23 protein-coding genes are annotated in these 19,752 nt (G+C 40.5%); 12 read left to right on the forward strand and 11 right to left on the reverse strand.

All coding sequences use genetic code 11. The features are described from left to right. Window positions 1-68: 68 nt before the first annotated feature. Together H0266_RS05635 and H0266_RS05640 are read right to left on the reverse strand one after the other, a co-directional pair. A complete protein-coding gene (locus H0266_RS05635) occupies window positions 69-206 on the reverse strand; it encodes a hypothetical protein (protein ID WP_181471384.1) in 138 nt (45 codons plus the stop codon). A gap of 150 nt (window positions 207-356) precedes the next feature. After that, window positions 357-878, reverse strand: a complete 522-nt coding sequence (locus H0266_RS05640) for an HD domain-containing protein (protein WP_181471739.1) — start codon at window positions 876-878, stop codon at window positions 357-359. Between the two features lie 121 nt (window positions 879-999). Here H0266_RS05640 and H0266_RS05645 point away from each other — a divergent pair, with 121 nt between their 5' ends. The 4 genes from H0266_RS05645 (at window position 1,000) to H0266_RS05660 (ending at window position 3,129) form a co-directional block, all read left to right on the forward strand. Beyond that, window positions 1,000-1,749 carry an SDR family NAD(P)-dependent oxidoreductase gene (locus H0266_RS05645; RefSeq protein ID WP_181471385.1) on the forward strand — a complete coding sequence of 250 codons (750 nt, stop codon included), beginning with the start codon at window positions 1,000-1,002 and terminating at the stop codon, window positions 1,747-1,749. A gap of 80 nt (window positions 1,750-1,829) precedes the next feature. Beyond that, complete coding sequence (locus H0266_RS05650; RefSeq protein WP_246363640.1) at window positions 1,830-2,168, forward strand: hypothetical protein; 339 nt, start codon at window positions 1,830-1,832, stop codon at window positions 2,166-2,168. A gap of 24 nt (window positions 2,169-2,192) precedes the next feature. Beyond that, complete coding sequence (locus H0266_RS05655; protein ID WP_181471387.1) at window positions 2,193-2,348, forward strand: hypothetical protein; 156 nt, start codon at window positions 2,193-2,195, stop codon at window positions 2,346-2,348. Window positions 2,349-2,568: 220 nt separating this feature from the next. Beyond that, window positions 2,569-3,129: an FAD-dependent oxidoreductase gene (locus H0266_RS05660; protein ID WP_181471388.1), complete on the forward strand. Its 561-nt coding sequence runs from the start codon at window positions 2,569-2,571 to the stop codon at window positions 3,127-3,129. Between the two features lie 193 nt (window positions 3,130-3,322). Here the strand turns inward: H0266_RS05660 and corA are convergent, their stop codons facing one another. After that, on the reverse strand, window positions 3,323-4,273 hold the full coding sequence (corA, locus tag H0266_RS05665; protein ID WP_181471389.1) for a magnesium/cobalt transporter CorA: 951 nt from the start codon (window positions 4,271-4,273) through the stop codon (window positions 3,323-3,325). A gap of 112 nt (window positions 4,274-4,385) precedes the next feature. Here corA and H0266_RS05670 point away from each other — a divergent pair, with 112 nt between their 5' ends. Continuing rightward, window positions 4,386-4,982, forward strand: coding sequence for a GNAT family N-acetyltransferase (locus H0266_RS05670; protein WP_181471390.1), 597 nt, complete (start codon window positions 4,386-4,388; stop codon window positions 4,980-4,982). Between the two features lie 14 nt (window positions 4,983-4,996). Here H0266_RS05670 and H0266_RS05675 read toward each other — a convergent pair whose 3' ends face one another. Beyond that, window positions 4,997-5,923 (reverse strand): manganese-dependent inorganic pyrophosphatase, encoded by a 927-nt coding sequence (locus H0266_RS05675; RefSeq protein ID WP_181471391.1) that lies wholly within the window; start codon window positions 5,921-5,923, stop codon window positions 4,997-4,999. Between the two features lie 177 nt (window positions 5,924-6,100). Beyond that, window positions 6,101-6,439, reverse strand: a complete 339-nt coding sequence (locus H0266_RS05680) for a hypothetical protein (RefSeq protein ID WP_181471392.1) — start codon at window positions 6,437-6,439, stop codon at window positions 6,101-6,103. A 218-nt stretch (window positions 6,440-6,657) separates the two neighbouring features. Between H0266_RS05680 and H0266_RS05685 the strand changes: the two genes are divergently transcribed. Continuing rightward, a complete protein-coding gene (locus tag H0266_RS05685) occupies window positions 6,658-7,968 on the forward strand; it encodes a glutamine synthetase family protein (RefSeq protein WP_181471393.1) in 1,311 nt (436 codons plus the stop codon). A 176-nt stretch (window positions 7,969-8,144) separates the two neighbouring features. On the opposite strand, the gene rsgA is transcribed toward H0266_RS05685, so the two are convergent. The 3 genes from rsgA to H0266_RS05700 all read right to left on the reverse strand — a co-directional run bounded on the left by rsgA (window position 8,145) and on the right by H0266_RS05700 (window position 11,086). Beyond that, window positions 8,145-9,170: a ribosome small subunit-dependent GTPase A gene (gene rsgA / locus H0266_RS05690; protein ID WP_181471394.1), complete on the reverse strand. Its 1,026-nt coding sequence runs from the start codon at window positions 9,168-9,170 to the stop codon at window positions 8,145-8,147. 174 nt (window positions 9,171-9,344) lie between these two features. Next, on the reverse strand, window positions 9,345-10,124 hold the full coding sequence (locus H0266_RS05695) for an ABC transporter permease (protein WP_181471395.1): 780 nt from the start codon (window positions 10,122-10,124) through the stop codon (window positions 9,345-9,347). Then, a complete protein-coding gene (locus H0266_RS05700) occupies window positions 10,124-11,086 on the reverse strand; it encodes an ATP-binding cassette domain-containing protein (protein WP_181471396.1) in 963 nt (320 codons plus the stop codon). Before H0266_RS05700 ends, H0266_RS05695 begins: the two co-directional genes overlap by 1 nt. Window positions 11,087-11,331: 245 nt before the next feature. Here H0266_RS05700 and H0266_RS05705 point away from each other — a divergent pair, with 245 nt between their 5' ends. After that, window positions 11,332-11,586 (forward strand): hypothetical protein, encoded by a 255-nt coding sequence (locus tag H0266_RS05705; RefSeq protein ID WP_220127118.1) that lies wholly within the window; start codon window positions 11,332-11,334, stop codon window positions 11,584-11,586. Between the two features lie 7 nt (window positions 11,587-11,593). Here H0266_RS05705 and H0266_RS05710 read toward each other — a convergent pair whose 3' ends face one another. Then, window positions 11,594-11,929, reverse strand: coding sequence for a hypothetical protein (locus tag H0266_RS05710; protein ID WP_181471398.1), 336 nt, complete (start codon window positions 11,927-11,929; stop codon window positions 11,594-11,596). 184 nt (window positions 11,930-12,113) lie between these two features. On the opposite strand from H0266_RS05710, the gene H0266_RS05715 reads away from it, so the two are divergent. From H0266_RS05715 to H0266_RS05730, 4 genes are all read left to right on the forward strand, one after another. After that, window positions 12,114-12,791, forward strand: a complete 678-nt coding sequence (locus H0266_RS05715) for a hypothetical protein (protein ID WP_181471399.1) — start codon at window positions 12,114-12,116, stop codon at window positions 12,789-12,791. Between the two features lie 14 nt (window positions 12,792-12,805). Continuing rightward, window positions 12,806-13,543 carry an oxygen-insensitive NADPH nitroreductase gene (gene nfsA / locus H0266_RS05720; RefSeq protein WP_181471400.1) on the forward strand — a complete coding sequence of 246 codons (738 nt, stop codon included), beginning with the start codon at window positions 12,806-12,808 and terminating at the stop codon, window positions 13,541-13,543. Between the two features lie 15 nt (window positions 13,544-13,558). Next, window positions 13,559-14,281 carry an NAD-dependent protein deacylase gene (locus H0266_RS05725; protein WP_181471401.1) on the forward strand — a complete coding sequence of 241 codons (723 nt, stop codon included), beginning with the start codon at window positions 13,559-13,561 and terminating at the stop codon, window positions 14,279-14,281. 98 nt (window positions 14,282-14,379) lie between these two features. Then, a complete protein-coding gene (locus H0266_RS05730) occupies window positions 14,380-14,700 on the forward strand; it encodes a hypothetical protein (RefSeq protein ID WP_181471402.1) in 321 nt (106 codons plus the stop codon). A gap of 121 nt (window positions 14,701-14,821) precedes the next feature. Here H0266_RS05730 and H0266_RS05735 read toward each other — a convergent pair whose 3' ends face one another. Together H0266_RS05735 and H0266_RS05740 are read right to left on the reverse strand one after the other, a co-directional pair. Further along, window positions 14,822-16,039, reverse strand: a complete 1,218-nt coding sequence (locus H0266_RS05735) for a cation:proton antiporter (RefSeq protein WP_181471403.1) — start codon at window positions 16,037-16,039, stop codon at window positions 14,822-14,824. Window positions 16,040-16,189: 150 nt separating this feature from the next. Further along, the gene (locus H0266_RS05740) at window positions 16,190-18,580 is read right to left on the reverse strand and encodes a penicillin acylase family protein (protein WP_181471404.1); all 2,391 of its coding nucleotides are present in this window, start codon (window positions 18,578-18,580) and stop codon (window positions 16,190-16,192) included. 150 nt (window positions 18,581-18,730) lie between these two features. Between H0266_RS05740 and H0266_RS05745 the strand changes: the two genes are divergently transcribed. Then, window positions 18,731-19,735, forward strand: a complete 1,005-nt coding sequence (locus H0266_RS05745) for an aldo/keto reductase (protein ID WP_181471405.1) — start codon at window positions 18,731-18,733, stop codon at window positions 19,733-19,735. Window positions 19,736-19,752: the final 17 nt, after the last annotated feature.

Below are 19,752 nucleotides of genomic sequence, written 5' to 3' on the forward strand. Positions count from 1 at the left end.
TCCCTCTCGATCTTGAATCGTCTCATGAGTTCATCAATTAGAAACCCGACCATTTTTCATCCCCCCATTTAAAGATAATGATTGAATAAGGATTTCCGATCCAGCCATTGGTCTTCTGCTGTCGGATGATATCCGGGAATCGGTGGATACTTCTTCTTTCTACGGGCACTGATGGTTACGGTAAAAATAAAAAATTGAATCGTCATAAGGGTTCACCCCCCTCCAATCTTCATCAATAAACGTTTAGAAACCATAATAAAAAAGCCAAAGGTACTAACCTTGGCTTCAGAAAGCTGAGAACAAAAAATGCCACAGAATTACAATACGTGGCATCTCGAGCAATTATGATCATTTTATTATGGCATTTTCTTAGCTTTTGCTACTGCTAAATCAAGTTGATGTAAAATCTTCAACGCTTCACTCTTATCCATTTCTTTATAATGATGTAATCCTTGCGGCTGTTCATCCTTCTCATCGGCTTTTCTGACGACCTCTTGAAGAGCCGTTCGCTTACCCTTTAACTCAAATGGTAAGTAGCTGTCAGTATGAAGCAAAACAGCTAATGAGACCTCTTTAGCTGTTGTTCGACTCTCTCCAAGACGAATCAATAGCTTGTGGGCACGTTCAGCACCCTTAATAGCATGAATATCATGCCTTCTATACTCTTCGTAATCCCATTTACCATCGCGGTACCATTCATAGTGGCCCATGTCGTGAAGCAAAGCTGATTTCGTAGCAAGGTCAGGATCCACCTCTTCCTCTAAAGACAGGTCATACGCATAACAGGCTACGGTGACCGCATGGTTAATCCCTGACCGTTGTAAATATTTTTGTGTGATTCGATGTTTAAATACATCGACTAGTGTGACATTCGACAAACGATCACCTCCGAGTTTGTAAGATAATATCATGTTCCGGCAACCTTCACAAGCTTCTCGCTGCCATTGCAGGTTTACTCGGTTAAAAATAAGGAAATCTACTTCCTGAGGAGGAATAGATATGAAAATGACTAACGATACAGTACTCATCACAGGAGCGAGCAATGGCATTGGTTACGGACTAGCCTTAGCTTATGCAGAAAGCGGTGCAACTGTGCTCGCTTGCGATAAAGATCAGGATGGAGGCGAACAACTAACTAAAGAGATACATGATATGGGTGGACGCTGCTTTTTCCATTATTGCGATGTTGCCAACCCCTCTTCTATAAAGCGATTGTTTCAATGGATCGCTGACCATAACCACTCCTTTACCATATTGATCAACAATGCGGGAACAAGTGAGTTTACAAACCTATTTGAGATGGACGTAGAGAATTGGGATCTCATTATGAATACGAATTTGCGAAGTGCCTTTTTATTTTCCAAACAGGCAGGTGCGGTTTGGAAAGAAAATAATCAAAAAGGAAGAATCATTAATATCGCATCCACGCGCGCCTTCATGTCTGAACCGAATTCTGAGGGATATGCTGCGAGCAAAGGAGGCATGATCGCCCTTACACACGCTATGGCAACCTCCTTATCCCCATATTCGATTCGTGTCAACTCCATAAGTCCTGGATGGATTCACACTGGAGACCACGACAAATTGAGAGAGGTTGACCACCAACAACATTTGTCTAACCGCGTCGGTCACGCGAATGACGTCGTAAAAGCCGCTTTCTTCTTATCAGATAAAGATAACGACTTTGTTACAGGCGAAAACATCACAGTCGATGGCGGTATGACTAGAAAGATGATTTATGAACACTAAGAAACTTGAGCTTCATCGGTTTAGTACAACTTTTGTAAGGGTAACAGTATTGTAATAAAACATTAAATAATTTGGAGGTGATGATTTTGAAAGAGCTGTACTCGTATCAAATTCAATTCCACCAGCCATTGACAACCAAGCAGGTTATGAAAATGCACAAATTGATCAGCGCTAATAATCATCAAATGTACTTACATCAAGGGCAGCTTATCGCGGATGCTGGTCATCTACCAAAGCTTATGTCATTCTTTCTATTCATGGACATGGACCAGCCCATAATACTTATTATTGACGGGGAGAACGTTGAAGTATCATACAATGAATTAGAGAAATGTTGGGAAGAACACATCGCTAATACAAGTTGTCGAAAGAAATACACTGAGTCTATGATGAACGCGAATACTTCTATCATCGTATAACTTTTGTATAGGAGAGTGAATGAAATGAAAGAAGACCGTGATGTTGAAATTGAACATAAGGAAAAGAAAACAGATAATAGTAAGGTCGGAGTAGCTGCTATAAAGTACATCACTTATTTAATTATTTTCTTCGGAATTTTATGGTTCCTCATTAATTATGTGTTCGGCCGCCTTCTTTAATTGCCATTATATCTTCATACATGAAAACTTCTTTTACAGGAAAATTAAAAATAATCATTTCTATAATACTAAAGGTAGAAGACACCGCGAATGGTGAACTTCTACCTTTTGTGTTTGCATCTAATTTCATTACGCCTTTCAATATAAAATTGTTTTTCATTAAGTTTGATTTTAGATATAATAGTTATGAGAAAATTCTAAATTCAAGGAGTGATCTCACATGTATGATGTAGCTATTATAGGCGGAGGTCCGGCAGGTGCAAGCGCAGCCTTGTTCACATCTAAGGCGAATAAGAAAACAATTTTATTTGATCACGGAAAGAGCATCACGTCCAAAGCATGGGTAGAGAATCATTATGGAGTCGACAGTATTAAAGGACCTGAACTTTTAAAAAAAGGCCAAGAACAAGCTGAGAAATTCGGTACTGAGATAGTAAATGATGAAGTAATGGAAATCAAGGATAGTGGAGGAGTATACACCCTTACAACAAGCGAATCTAGTTTCAATGCGGAACACATTATTTTCGCGACAGGAATGTCAGTGAAGTTAGCTGATCAATTCGGCCTTTCCATCAAAGATGGTATTGAGCCTCGTGTATCCAAAATTATCGAAACGGATGCAAATGGTCACACAGATATGCCTAAAGTATGGGCTGCGGGCACCGTGGCCGGTGTTAGTGTACACACCATCATCACTTCAGGGGATGGCGCGAAAGTAGCCATACATGTTGTCAGTGAATTGAATGGAAAACGATACGTGGATCATGATATTCTCACTTAACTTTGAGTCTATTTGGTTCTCCGATCAGAAACTTGTATGGAGAGCTCATATTCATTAAACATCCTCTTTCCCTCCTCTGTACCAACTACATTTATTGTAGCCTGGAACGACCCGCCAACTGAACAGGCAAGGGAAGGAACTTTACTCAGTCTTTAGAATGAAAAAATCTCTTCCCTGATCGGGAAGAGATTTTTTAATCAAACCAGCCTTTGTTTTTAAACCAGCGAAACATTCCGAAAGCAATCGCTAACATGATTACCCAAACAGCCAAGTAGCCAAAATCCCATGATAACTCAGGCATATGCTGAAAATTCATCCCATAAATACCAACAATAAATGTAAGTGGCATGAATATAACTGAAATCACCGTCAGGATCTGCATTGTCCGATTGGTTTGATGAGAGTTTAAAGATAAATAACTATCTCTAATATCTTGGGTCATCTCTCTATTCGATGCGATGATATCTGCTACTTTGATTAGATGATCGTGGATATCCATAAAATACTCCCTACGATCACGAACCCCGTCCAAATGGTGAGTATTCAATACACGATATAGCAGATCACGCATCGGATGAACGGTCTGCCTCAACGTCAGAAGTTCACCCCGGCGATCAAACAGTTCATCCAATAAGCGTTCCATTGATAGGTTTTTCGTATTATCTTCGATTTCGTTAATATGATCTTCAATTCTGTACACAATGGGAAAATAATTGTCTACTACTTTATCCAAAATCTGATGCAAGATAAAGTATTCATCCACGTCCTCTTTCCCTTTGTGTTTCAGCAACATTTTCCTTGCCACATCAAACGCTTTTGCGGGCTTCTTATGAAAGGTAACAATGTAACATTCCCCTAGAAATATGTTTATTTCTTCCCTCTCCAGCGTTTGTGGATTTATAGAGTGAATGACGAAAAATGTGTGATCATCGTAATAATCGAGCTTCGGCCTTTGCAAATCATGAAGACAGTCTTCCACAGCAAGAGGATGAAAATGAAAGTAACTTTCTAATAATTCAACTTCTCCATCTGCTGGTGATTCAAAGTCTACCCAGTACCAGTCCCAATCCCTCTCAGAAAGTTGTTTAAGGGATAAATCATCCCGTAGTCCTTCGTCCTTCGAAAACGCAGCGATTTTTATCATATCATCATCCTTTATATGTAACCTTCCTTCTCATTTATACCCACTCAAGGTAAGTTAAAAACTCCCTGAATATGATAGGATAAAGATAGAAATAATACGGAGGAGAATTAATATGCCTGAAACTACAACTCTACTGATCGGAAAAAGGATAAAGTTGCGAAGTATAGAAGACAAAGATATCTCCTCACTTTGGAAAATGATCTATAGTAGCGAAGAGCCAGAATGGAAAAAATGGGACGCTCCCTATTATCCGCTTGAACCACACACACTTGAAAGTTATCGAAGTCACGAATACGCAAGACAAGAGCGCCTAGCTGCTGGTGAGCCTGATTCTAGATTGATTATCGAAGTGAACGGGAAAATCATCGGTACAGTCACTTATTATTGGGAACACAAACCCTCTCTATGGCTCGAAGTGGGGATCGGAATATATGACCCCGATTATTGGAATGGCGGGTTTGGAAGTGAAGCACTTAAGCTATGGATCGATCACCTATTTCAAGTATTACCTCTAGCACGGGTGGGACTTACAACATGGTCTAGAAATGAGCGCATGATGCGTGTTGCCGAGAAACTTGGTATGAGGCTCGAAGGCAGATTGAGAAAGACAAGGATTTATCAAGGGGAGTATTATGATTCTATCCGGATGGGAATCTTACGAGAAGAGTGGAATTCAAAACATAAAAAAATGCGATCCCCTATTATTTAGGAGATCGCATTTTTTTACGCAAAAAGTTGGTTCAAAGGCGGAACTATTTGCTTCTTACGGGAAACTACCCCTTCTAGAACGGCTTGATTCCCTTCAAGCTCGACACCAAATGCATCTATGACCGCTTGTTTTTCCTCACCAACTGCTATAACAGTCGAATCGTTTTCCAGAATATCAGTAACTACAAGCAGGAATAAGTCAAGACCCTTTTCGGAAACAACTTTGTCCATCGCACTCTCTAAATCACCCTTAAATGATAGCACGTCATCCGTGTCCACTGTGTTAACCTGCGCAATCTCTACCTTTTTGCTACCCATGTCGAACTCTTTTGCATCTAAAGAAATCAACTCTTCAGGTGACTTACCACTAATGTCTGCACCTGCTTTTAACATGTCTAGCCCGTAAGCATGAGCATCTACGCCCGCAATTTCAGCTAACTCTTCAGCTGCCTGACGATCCTCATCCGTGCAAGTTGGGGATTTGAATAATAAGGAATCCGAAATAATTGCAGATAACATTAAACCAGCAATATCCTTAGGGATTTGCACACCTTTCTCTTTAAACAATTTATTCAGGATGGTAGCCGTACATCCGACAGGTTCTGCACGATAGTAGAGAGGTCCTTCCGTTTCAAAATTGGCAATTCTGTGATGATCGATCACTTCCAACACTTGTACGTCATCAATATCGTCTACACTTTGCTGACGCTCGTTATGATCGACTAGAATCACTTGCTCCACTTCATTTGACACTTTTTCTACGAATCGAGGAGCTTCTACCCCAAACTGCTCAAGCGCGAATTGCGTTTCTCCATTTACCTCGCCTAAACGTACTGCCTCCGTTTCCATACCAAGAGCTTGTTTTAAGTGAGAATAAACAATAGCGGAAGTAATCGTATCTGTATCTGGATTCTTATGTCCAAAAATGAATGTTTTACTCATCATCATCATCCTTTCATATGAAGTTATGTAGCCGTTTCAATAGCTTTTACAGACACGATTATAATGGATAAATGGCGATACGTCCATTAATCCTGTTGGTAGAAGCTCAATTTTCCTCAAGAGACGTAGATTCTACATACAAACTATCCAACAGAACATATCCTAGAATCACTTGAGCTACAACTCCAATAGAAGGATTCGTATAAAAAATAACGGGAGCAAGGATTCAACTTTCAACAAATAGGGAACGGCTATGACATAAAGCGACGGACCACCCAGAACCATTAACTTCCAAAGATGGACCTTGATTCTTCCGTCTCGCTTTAAAAGGCTCATCCACTTCGGAAGAACCAGCAGCATCCCGACCGGTATATAAAGCAATTGACTGATGACCACATAGGCATGGATTGAAATTGAATGTGTAACGTAAGGCTTTAACTCGAATTCGACGTAAGCAATGAGCCATAAGCATACAAATATTGCGATTACCTGAATGAAAAAAAGCTTATGTTGCACTTTTTACCCCTCCCTATTTATTAGTCTATGATTTTATTTTTTCGATTTTCCTGCAATTAAGAGGTTTATTATCACAAAATTCGGGAAATATTCAAAAAGATATTTGAGATTTACCTACATCTTATGTTAGTATTCCTTACATAGGGTTGAACAAGAGGAAAGATTCCAAGCTTTTTGGATGATATCACTCAAATAATACATTAAAGAGAGGGTCATGTATGACACACACTAAAGAAACAATCAAACAACAAGTTGAAGAAAACAAAGTTGAATTTATTGTACTAGAGTTCACAGATATGCTTGGGGATACCAAAAATGTAGAGTTACCTATTGAAGAGTTGGATATGGTACTTAACAATGAAGCAATGTTTGACAGTTCTTCTATTTCCGGGTTTTCTGCCATCCAAGAAAGTGATATGTATCTTGTTCCAGATTTGGATACATTCTTGATTCTTCCATCAATGGTCGATGAAGACCGCAGTGCTCGATTTATTTGTGACATCTACAAGCCAGACGGAACTCCATTCGAGGGAGACCCTCGTTATATACTTAAACGTGCCATGCAAGACGCAGAAGAAATGGGCTATACAGTAAATGTTGGTCCTGAGCCTGAATTCTTCCTATTCAAATTAGATAAAGAGGGCTATCCTGTACGCCAAATGAATGACCGCGGAGGATACTTTGATGCTTCTCCAAAAGACAAAGGGGATAAAGTGCGTCGTGATATCGTCCGTACATTGAAGAATTACGGATTCGAAATGGAAGCGTCCCACCATGAAGTTGCTATGGGGCAGCATGAGATTAACTTCCGCTTCGATAACATGCTGAAAACAGCTGATAATATCCAAACGTTTAAGAATGTAGTAAAAGATATTGCGACGAATCACGAGTACCACGCAACCTTCATGCCAAAACCAATTGCCGGAGAGAACGGATCAGGCATGCACTGCCACTTATCCCTGTTCCAAAATGGCGATAGTGCCTTCTATGACGAAGATGCTGATGATGGTGTTTCTAAAACTATGAAACAATTTATCGCTGGTATCCTTCACCATGCAAGCGGTATTGCGGCGATCACGAACCCGAACGTCAACTCTTACAAGCGTCTAGTTCCTGGTTATGAAGCTCCCGTAAGTGTTGCTTGGTCTCACTCTAACCGTAGTTGTATGATTCGCGTTCCTACAACTCGTGGAAAAGGAACTCGATTCGAAGTACGTAACCCAGATCCTACAGCAAACCCTTATCTTACCCTTGCTGTTCTTATTCAAGCAGGCCTTGAAGGGATCCGTAACGGCCTAGATGCAGGTAAAGCTGAAAGCCGTAACTTGTATGAAGTAACAGATGATAGCGTACCTACTCTGCCAACTAACTTAAAAGAAGCAATCAATGCGTTGAAGAAAGACACAGTCCTTCTAAATGCTCTTGGTGACCACACTTCTGAACAGTACATCAGTGCTAAAGAAGTAGAATGGACAGAGTATTCCTTGATTGTAAGCAAATGGGAAGTTGACAAATATATGAACAAGTAAGACAAAAACCGAGCGTCCTTTCAGGGGTGCTCGGTTTCTTTTTGCACTTCTCGACCCTATTCATCTTTCATTCAAGTGAGAGGTCCATTCAACCATTCAGCAGTCCAAACACTTAAAGAATTAAATAGAATCTTTCGACAAAAAGAACCGGAGGCAAATGCTCCGGTTCTTCTTCACTAGATTTTATTCGGACCATGCAACATTCTGTTTGTACGATGGCTCCCATACTTTTCTTTTAACTCGAGTCGTTTCAGTTCTCGCTTTAATTTATGATAATTGATGAGTCTAGCATCATCTAACTCTCCATCATCAATTGCCCTTAGAACTTCACATTGAGGCTCATTTGAATGCGAGCAGTCTCTAAATTTACAATGGTGACTGTAAGCCTCTATATCTTCGAAGGTCTGATCTATCGTGTCTGAATCCCCCCACAATTGGAGTTCACGCATACCTGGCGTGTCAATCATGAACGCACCATTCGATAGAGTGAACAACTCTCGATGGGTCGTTGTATGACGTCCTCGATCGTCTTTCGAACGAGCATCTTTAGTATCTTGAACCTCTGCATTCAACATGTGGTTGATCAAGGTGGACTTCCCTACTCCTGAAGACCCGATCAGCGTAATCGTTTCACCAGATACACATTCTTTCATGATGTCTGCCATACCTTCACCTGTAAGATTATTCGTCGCATATACCGGTACACCCGGTGCTACCCTTTCTACTTCACCAATTCTTCCAGTTACATCTTCGCACAAATCCTTTTTTGTACAAATGATGACCGGCCTAGCGCAACTTTCATAAACTTGATGAACATATCGCTCGATTCGACGAACATTGAACTCCTTCGTTAAAGCCGTGACAATGAACACGACATCTACATTCGAAACCATCACTTGTTCATCTGTCGTTGTTCCAGCTTTTTTTCTGGAAAGTAACGTTCGTCTATTCAAAACACGTTGAATGATTACACAAGCACGACCATCGCCCACATAAACTACCCAGTCACCTACGGCCGGGTAGTCTCTCGCCTCTGTCAATTCGTGATGAAAGCGACCAGAAAGGCGGCCCTCTAATGTGCCGTTCATAGTTAATAGCGTATAAATACCATGAGCACCTAAGAGAACCCTCCCTAACTGTTCGTTTTCTTTACATTGATTGACAAAGAAATTATTAGGCTTTACTTCTTCTACACGTTGCATGGAATTCCTCCTAGTCGTTCAGGAGGACGTTAAGAGTTCATGCGCCCTCCCGATAATTGATTTTGTTTGTTTTGAGAGAAAAGCATTTTTTTATTTGACATAAAACATCAACTCCTAACGTTTAGTTCGTTCTATTATATCAAATCAAACAAGAAAATGTAGGAAATCCATAATTTATCCTCGCGCTACTGCTTTCTTAGCAGATACCGCAGCAAATGTGATGGTAAGTGCACACACAACGACAATGGCAATCACACCTTGCATCATGTCCCAGAAAATCCATCCATCAATTAAAACGGTTCTCATACTTTCAAAAATATAGGTGGTTGGATTGATTGTAGCTGCAATCTTCAACCATTGTGCATCAATTAATTCATAAGGAACAAAGGTAGTACTTAAGAAAATCAGCGGAAAAAAGATTAATGTGCCTGACTGAGAGGCTTGAGCGTTTTTGGTACGTAGAGCAACACCTGCGGAATACCCCGCAAAGGCAAGCCCCCATCCTATGGCAATGAAAAGAACAAATAGGACACCTAAGAAACCCGTTTCTACTTTTAATCCAAGTAAGAAGCCGATACAAATAATGAGGATTGTTTGCACAAACAATTGGAGCATACCTGCAATGATCGGCCCGAGGACGATAGCCAATCGTGAAGCCGGTGTCAGTAATAAACGAGAAAAAAATCCATTCTCAATATCTTTGACGATCCCCTGTCCAGCTCCACCAGCACCACCAATGGCGGCAGAAACGATCGAGACAGGAAGAATAAATGCTAAATAATTCGCTCCATCAAACGTTGGCAGCTGAGCGATCCCACTTAACCCTCCTTCGTATACTAGTAGGAAGAAAGCTGAGATGATCAAGTTCGGTATAAACGAAAAAGGGTTTCGGATCGTCGTTTTAATATTTCTTACAGTAATGAGCCACGTATCTTTCCAAACACTGTTCCCCATTATTTCTCACCACCCTTTCCTTGCTGTTCACTTGTAATTTTTAAGAAGATATCATCTAATGTCGGAGATGATAAATTCACAGAATCCACTTCGACCTCTTCTTGATCCAGCATACGGACTATTTCAACCATCTCTTGCGCTCCATCATCAACGTAAATCGTTAGTTTACTATTCTGTACAATGACCTCTCTTTCACCTACTGATCGAGTCAATACCTCTTCCGCTCGATCTAAATCCCCTTTTGTTTTAAACGTGAGCGTGATCAGATCATTACCGATTTGGGATTTTAATTCTTTAGGAGTCCCTGTAGCAACAATTTCACCTCTATTGATAATGCTGATCCGATGAGCAAGTGAGTCTGCCTCTTCTAAGTACTGTGTCGTTAAGAAAATGGTCGTCCCATTTTCTTCATTCAAACGCCGAAGCTCCTTCCATATCGCCATTCGATTGGACGGATCCAAACCGGTCGTCGGTTCATCCAAAAACAAGATCTTAGGTTCATTAACCAATGTCAGCGCCAAGTCTAAGCGACGTCTCATTCCACCTGAGTAATTTCCCACTCTTCGATCTGCATCTTCTGTAAGCTGAACAATATCCAATAAGTCAACCGATCTTTTTCTGGACCCTTCTTTATTAAAACCGAAGATCCTTGCTTGAAGTTCTAATAATTCTCGCCCTGTTAAGTCGGGGTCCACGCCAGTTTCTTGCAATGCAACTCCAATATACCTCCGTACTTCATCCGGCTCTTTTACTACGTCATGCCCAGCCACAAGCGCTTTTCCACCGGTTGCATTAATGAGCGTCGTCAATATTTGGACCGTTGTCGACTTACCAGCACCGTTAGGCCCTAAAAAAGCGAAAAACTCCCCTTCTTCCACCTCAAATGACACGTCTCTAACGGCTTGTACATTTCCTTTTTTGAAAGTCTTGGATAAATGTTCGACTTCTATTCTTCCATTCACAGCTAACACTCCTCTAAATAATCGGCATATGTGTCAAAAAAATCTATATCTATACGATACCCAAAATGACAAGATCTTTCACTTGTCTATATGTCACATTTGTCCATTAAAAAAAACACCAGAACACGTTTAGCATTAGAAAATATTGGGTAATCATATATTTATGACTGTGTACTTCTTCGATCTTTCACAACGAAGAATACACCATTTGGTTAAATTATATGCGTACTATTGAGGTGAAAAACATGTTACTTTTCCAACCGGGTGTTCTATTCACACCCTATATCCTTACACTGACTCTTCTTACATTAATCGGTTCCTACCATAGCTTTAAGTCTAAGCACTACGGGTTGCTCATTATGATCGGACTTATCCACGTTGTCGTCAGCCCAGCTTTCTCTTTGTCGATCGGAACCTTGATCCTTGGATTCGGAATCATTCAAGTTTATACGGGATTTTTGAATACCAAAAAAAGAGTGAAAGCTATGAGACATGAATAAATCATGTCTACATAGTTTTCACTTTTCTTTCGATGTAATGACACACATCACCTATTGTTTGAAACTGATCAAACATTCCGTGGCACGCTACCGGTTCTAACTCCCAATACTTATGGATCAACATAAACGTAGTGGCGAATTTTTGTTCGTCTCCGTTAAACAGTTCTTTTAAATCCGTGTGGGTTGTTAAGAACTCCATTCCGTCTTGATGATTTCGCCATAGGTTCACATAGACGAATTGCACGGTAGAAAAGTAAACTTCATAGATTAACCCTTTATCCTTCATCCGATTCTTGACCAATTTCCTCGCCCTGTAATAACTGAAATCATAGACAGCTGCCACTTATAACTCCCTCCCCTAATGAATGAAGTATTTTTTATTTATATATTCTCCACAAATCGACAGAATCCTTCTTTTTTATAAAATTCAGAAAATATAATTTCATCTTATACCTCATCAGTCTCACGCTTATGTCATTCAAATTGTGATATCCTTTTGATAGAGAAGAGAAAAGTGGGGGATTTTAATGAAAAAATGGTGTACAATTCTAGGAATACTTATTTTCACATTAGCAGGTTGTCAATCATCTCATAAAACCGCTCAGTCCGCTAATTTAGAGGGTGTGCAAACTGAAAGCACCCAAAATAATTCTGAACGTCAGCCATCCGAATCAGCTTTAGAACATGAAGTCATAATCAATGAAAAAGTCTATTCCTTTCGTCTTGATGACTACCCGATTCTTTCTAAGTATGTACATAATTTTCATGATCCTCTAAAGAAATTTCAGTCCCTCACTTTTAAACCTATACATGAGGATTTGTACGTTGTTACATTTGCTTGCCACCAGAATAAATGTTCTACATTACTACTTGATTTAAAGAAGGGAGCTTCGTTTCTATTAAGTGACCTGAGTGCTCTAGTCGATCAACAACTGTCTATTGATGAAGCTTTTGCCAGCTTTTTATTTGAAAGAAAAAGGGAAAATGGTACAAACATTCATCAGTTATTGGTCATCGATCTCCAAACCATGCAACCTGTCTCTTTAGAATTGGACAACGATGATAACCTAATACCGAGGCCGAATCAATACCAATATGAGATTCAATCTGTTACTTTTAAAAATAACCAGTTACTAATAGTTTCGAGTGATCCATCATCTATAACCAAAAACACATGGCTAGAAACAACATGGACTTATAAATAAAGGAGTTTCTTACTATGAATCCAACAATCGAAACATTGCTTAATCACCGTTCCATCCGAAAATTCAAAGATATCCCGCTAACCGAAGAGCAACGAGATACCATCATCACTGCCGCGCAACAAGCCTCTACATCAAGCTACATGATGGCTTACAGTATAATCGGCATTACAGACCAACAAAAGAAAGCAGCTCTAGCTGAAGTTTCCGGTCAGAGCTATGTTAAAAATAATGGACACCTTCTTGTTTTTTGTGCTGACCTTCACAGAGCTACAGTAAAGGCTGATCAGCAAGATTATGAAAAGATGCTTGAGAATCTTGAAAATAGCGAGCACTTTCTTGTATCAGCAATCGATGCAGCTCTAGCCGCTCAAAACGCAGCGATTGCCGCCGAAGCACTAGGTTTAGGGATTTGTTATATCGGAAGCTTACGTAATAATATTCAACAAGTAGACGACCTTTTATCCTTACCTCAACACGTCATACCTTTATTTGGAATGGTCATTGGTGTTCCGGATCATCAACCAGACCGAAAGCCTAGACTCCCTAAAGAAGCGGTTTACTTTGAGAATGAGTACCAACCTCACGAGAAAATTCTTGATCGATTTGACGATCAAATACAAGACTATTACAAATCCAGGGATAGCAATAAGCGTCTGGACTCTTGGACACAACAAATGCTTCGTCGATTTACAAATACGATGCGAATGGATGTCACAGATTTCGTTAAGAGAAAAGGGTTCAATAAACGTTAGTGAGGAGCGGAATTTATGTATGAGACGGTTGCTTTACACCTAAAGTCAAGTGAATCCATCACCGTTCTGACAGGAGCTGGTGTTTCAACTGCCAGTGGGATTCCTGACTTCAGATCAAGTGAAGGGTTGTGGACTGAAGATCATGACCGTGAGTTTTATATGTCTGCTGACTACTTTTTCCATGACCCTGAAGACTTTTGGAAAAAGTATAAAGCGATATTTCGAATCAAGCTTCTCGACCACTACAAACCGAACGTGACCCATCAATTTATTAAAAGATTAGAAAGCCCTAATCGAGAGGTAACAGTGATCACTCAAAACGTAGATGGCTTACACGGTCTAGCTGGGAGCACCAATGTCATTGAATACCACGGCAGTTTAAAAGGAGCCACTTGTCCGAACTGCCTTGAAAGCTATTCACTATCCCATGTCATGTCTTTCGAAACACCTACGTGCGGAAGCTGCGGGGAATACCTGAAGCCAGACGTTCTATTATTCGGAGATATGATTACAGCTCACGAAATTTCAGAAAAAGCTGTGAGACACTCTGAAGTGTTACTCGTAATGGGCACTTCATTATTGGTGACTCCGTTCAATATGCTCCCTCATTACGCAAAGGATAAAACCACCACCATACTTATTAATAATGAACCGACACCAAGCGATCATTTATTTGATTATGTCATTCACGAAGACCTTTCCACGACCGTCGAAAAACTGAGTGAATTCTTCATGTAAATAAACATCCACCTAATGAAGGTGGATGTTTTTGGATTTTTAAGGAACTTTTTTCTTTTTGAATCGTATAAGTAAGAAACCGTTTCAGGAGGAATACCATGAAAAAAATAGTGACAATCCTATTCACCATCATTTTCCTAGTCGGAGTAAACATTGCCTTAACCGTAATGACAGACAGTGCTTTCATCGACTTCTCTTTTGTACTTGGCTTAGCTGTTGCATTCATTATCCGTTTTTTTAATTCTTCTGGGGGCTTTACGACAAGAAGTATCGATTTAGGCGTCCAATCAACTACGGGTATAAAGCAAGAGGCAGAGAACAAGAAGTTTGTACCGTCTGTAGGTTTTTACACCTGTCTTGTTTACGCAGGTGCATCCCTGATCATCACTTTTATCTATTACATGGAGTACTTTGTATAAGATCCCAAGGACTCAGTCGTGTCCCTATTATTAAGATAAAAGATGCTCCACTGAGTTTTCAACCAAGTCTTACTTAACCAGAATAAAGGCGCTTTCTTCACATTGAAGAAGCGCCTGACTTCTAACTCTTAGATAACCGTAACCGTTTAACAAGAGGCTTTATGGTCAGCCCTTGAACGAGCAGGGAGAATAGAACGACAGAGAATGTGAAAAGAAGAATTTCTTCCCTTCCACCGAAATCCATTGGCAAACTTAGAGCCAATGCTATTGAAAGACTTCCACGCAGTCCTCCCCAATTTAAGAGCAAGCGTTCTTTGCCAGTCAAATCCTTAATCCAGCCTGTGCTCACATACAAAGCAATTGTACGGCCGACTAAAACAATAAAGATAGCCAAAACAATGAAACCCCACTTACCCGAGAAGTCGATGTTCCTGATTTCTAAACCGACCATAAGAAATATGAGGGAATTAGCAATCAACGTTATTGCATCCCAAAACGTATTCAAATTCGTTTTCGTTTCTTTAGACATGCCAATTTTAGCGCCATAATCCCCAAATACAAACCCTCCAACTACTACTGCAATAACGCCTGACGTATGGAAGTGCTCAGCAATAAAATAACTTCCGAAGAATAACAAAGCACTGAATGCGATTTCTAAAGGGTAATCATCAAATAAGCGAAGCACTTGAGAAAACAGGAACCCAATCAAAAGTCCAATCAAAGCTCCCCCAACTGCAAATTTAAGAAACATGAATACTCCGCTACCTAAACCACTCCATCCCATTTCTATATAAGTCAATAGATAGATACTGGAAATTTTAAAGAGGACAACGGCGATTCCATCATTGAATAGTGATTCGCCTTCCATTACAGTAGAGAGTTTCTCAGAAACGCCAAGCGATTTAAAAATGGATAATACACTGATCGGGTCTGTCGCACTCATTAATGCCGCAAATGTGAAAGCAACTGCTAAGGGCAGATCGAGTAAATAATACGATGCGCCGCCAATACATAAAAACGAAATAAAAGTCCCGACAAACGCTAATCCCATTACGGGCTTCCTTTGCTTATAAAGGTGGTGAAACGGAAGCTTTAAAGTTGCATCTCCTAACAGAATAGGGAGAAACAAAGAAATGACTGTTGCTTGAAATACTTCTGACTGGGTTATGTAAAATTCCGCCTCTTCAATATAAGGCAGTTCTGTTAGTCCCAATATTAAACCAACAATGACGAGCGCAATAGAGTACGGTTCCTTTAATAGCTTAGCAATTCCAATAACTGTGACAGAAATCGCTAATAGAATTAATAATTGAATAAACGCATCATGGAATTCATGCATGTCTTTCCCTCCTATCATAGGATATATTGTGGCACAGTTTCCTTATTTTTACTACAAATTCACTAAGAGATAAGAAAGGACAGGTTTTTTCATGAGGAACAATTTCATTTTATAAGAAAAAAACACCCTCTTGAGGAGGGCATCAAACTACTAATTAGATCCTGGAATCAGAACAAGTTCATCTCCATCATACTGATTGAGAGAGGTTTCATGATAGGTACCATCAACCCAGTCATCCAATTGATTGTGATACCACTCACTCTTGAAGTGCCCTGATTGACCTGGACCAACGATATGGTATGCGGAAGATGGATCATTCATGTCAATGACAAAGCGCCAGGATGCCCCATGATCCACAATCCCATCATGATTATAGCCAGCTGCACGGACCGTCACCCTGCTTCCGCTCACAGAACGAGGTTCACCTGGATTATAAAAGCGTTCCAAAAATCCAATACTCGATAAAGGATGAGTGAACTCTACAGCATGTCCTTCTCCCCATGTCCACGCTTCTATATCATTTCCTTGTTTCCCTTTTAATTCTGCTATCGTCGACTGAAAAGCGTCTGTCAGGACTTTTGATACCCCTCCTGCTTGGCTTATCCATCTAGATGATCCACCATCTCTTTCCTTTCTTAGCAATTCATCTGTTGTTTGTCCTGCACCGTGAAACAACTCTCTCATTTCTTCAGGTATTGAATCATTATAAATCTCATCCTGCACTTCACTTATCCAAGTATGAAAAAGTAAAGGCTGGGCCTGGGAGTGGTCGTCTTCATAATTCCAATCCATCAAGATTTCTACACCTATCTTCTCCTCTGTCGTCAGTTCACTCATATCCAGCTGGTCCAGCATATAAGATAAGAATTCTTCAGCTTGTAAGTTCCGAACATCCATTTGCATCGTCATAAAATCATCTTTGCTCACTTTGTCGCTCTCTTCTAGCATCTCAACAATTCGTTTATAACGATAAGGCTGCGCCCAACTATGGCTAATATGATAGGGGTAATCATCACCTATGACTTTATTATTCGCTGTAGCAATAAATCCATTATCAGGATTTACACTTCGCGGCAGTTCATCAAACGGAATGTACCCCTGCCACTCGTCCTCTTCTTCCCACCCTCGCATAGGAAGAAGTGCATCATCTGGATGTTCATAAATCGGAATTCGACCATTTGCTTTATAAGCAATGGTGCCGTCCTGTGATGCGAATACAAAGTTTTGTGCAGGAGCCAGAAACTTCTCTAATCCCTCCTCAAACTCATTCCAATTAGTCGCTCGATTCATTTCTAAAACCGCTTCTAATTCTGTCGTTGCATCAAGAGCTGTCCACCTGAGCGACATTTGTGTGTCCTCTCCACTCTCTTCTGCAAACTCACTGATTATTGGACCATGTCTTGTTTCAACCACTTCATAATCAATATCTTCTTCTCCCTTTACCCTAATCGGTTCTTTATGAGTGATCGCCTCTTCCCAATTGCCATCGAATAGAAATTGGTGGGGATTGTCAGGGTTTCTTTTCTCTAAGTATAGTTGTTGAACGTCTGGCCCAACATTTGTTACTCCCCACGCAACATCTTCGTTGTGGCCAAGAATAATACCTGGGATGCCCGCAAATATCACCCCGGAAACATTGTATTCAGGAGATTTTAAATGCATTTGATACCAAATCGAGGGCGTCGCCAACCCTAAGTGAGGATCATCAGCAAGTAAAGGGGATCCTGACTCTGTTCTTTCACCACTCACTACCCAATTATTGCTACCATTGAAGGCATGAGGAATCAGTGCGTCTTTGAATCTTGCAGCTACATCCACTTTTCCTGTCTCTTTGAGAATGGTAGGAGCATCATTCGGATAAGATGGGAACAATTCATAAGCTTGGTTTTCTGGAAATTCCGATAGCAAATAATAGTTGAAGGCCTGCCTTTCCCAATGACCGCCAAGATCAAAAGCCATGTATTTCCCAACCGTAAGGGAGTCAACCGGCTCCCAGGGAGATGGATCAATCCCCATTAACGTAAATCCTGGAGGTAGTCTCCTCTCCTGTTTCGCTTCTTCTATATATGCATTCACACCGGCGGCATACGCCTCCAAAATATCCATGGATTCTTGTGAATAAGCAGCCAATGATTTCTCTGCTGCCCGGCGGAGTCCAAGTGTTCTGAAGTACCGGTCCTGTTCAACCGTCGCTTCGCCTACGACTTCACTCAATGTTCCAGACGCTTGCCTTCTGGCCAACTCCATTTGAAATAAGCGGTCCTGTGCCTGAACGTAACCTTGTGCCATAAATAAATCATGTGTATTGGTTGCTTCAATATGAGGAACGCCATCCCCATCTCGAACGACTTCCACTATATCATTCAACCCATTCAGCTGGACTTCTCCATCTGTGGTAGGAAGTGTACGGTTTATGTAAGCGTTTACAAATATGAGCGCAGCGATTAGTAGAACAACGACCACACTAAAACCAATTAACGAATACTTTTTCCAATTTTTTACTTTATATTTTTCAACTTCCCATCTCTTAGCTGTTTCCACTTTCCCACCCCTATCGAATTATTAATTTTATTATATCTTAATTTTCAGAAAATAGGAATGTGATTTTGAGTGATGTTTTTATGATGATTAATTTTCTTATGAAACGGGTAGTATTACTAAGAATCGCTATTTGTTCCGGAGGTGTAAACAATGGAAAAAATTAAGATAAGTGATACATCGTTAGAAGCCAGTCGCATCGGTTTAGGAACTTGGGCGATTGGTGGCTGGATGTGGGGAGGAACAGATGAAGCACAATCTATCAATACGATCCACACCGCTATAGATAAAGGAATCAACTTTATAGATACGGCTCCCGTCTATGGATTCGGTCGATCTGAAGAAATCGTTGGAAAGGCCATACAACAATACGGAAAACGTGATGAAATTCTTCTAGCCACTAAAGTTGGGTTGGATTGGAAAGAAGATAACGTATTCCGAAATGCAAGCACCAAGCGAATCCATCAAGAGGTAGAGGATTCCTTACGCCGCTTGCAGACGGATTACATTGACGTGTATCAAGTACACTGGCCTGACCCGATAACTCCCATACATGAGACAGCTGAAGCTTTATCATACTTGTACAAGCAAGGGAAAATCAGAGGCATCGGGGTGAGTAATTTTTCACCAGAACAGATGGATATATTCAGAGAAGCAGCACCACTGCATAGTCTACAACCGCCATATAACCTGTTTGAGAGGGATATTGAGAACCAAACTCTTCCTTATACAAAAGAACACAACATCTCAACAATCAGTTATGGATCTCTTTGTAGAGGGCTTTTATCTGGGAAAATGTCTCTTGATAGAGAATTTGAAGGAGACGATCTACGAAACAGCGATCCGAAATTCCAACAACCACGGTTCCAGCAATACTTAAGTGTCGTTAGTGAATTAGACAAATTGGCTCAAGATCGTTACGGCAAGCGTGTTCTTCACCTAGCTTTACGTTGGGTACTAGATCAGCCCGGATCTGGAATAGCCTTGATGGGTGGACGTCGCCCTGATCAGTTGGAACCCGTCGGGGATATCTTCGACTTTGAGATCGATGATGAGACAATGCATGATATTGATGAGATATTATTAAAACACGTTCAAGACCCAGTCGGACCTGAATTTATGGCTCCACCTGACCGTCAAGACTTAGGTATTAAATAATAACATGTAAAAGCCAG

It is taken from the genome of Halobacillus locisalis (genome assembly GCF_013694105.1).
Lineage (GTDB): Bacteria > Bacillota > Bacilli > Bacillales > Halobacillaceae > Halobacillus > Halobacillus locisalis.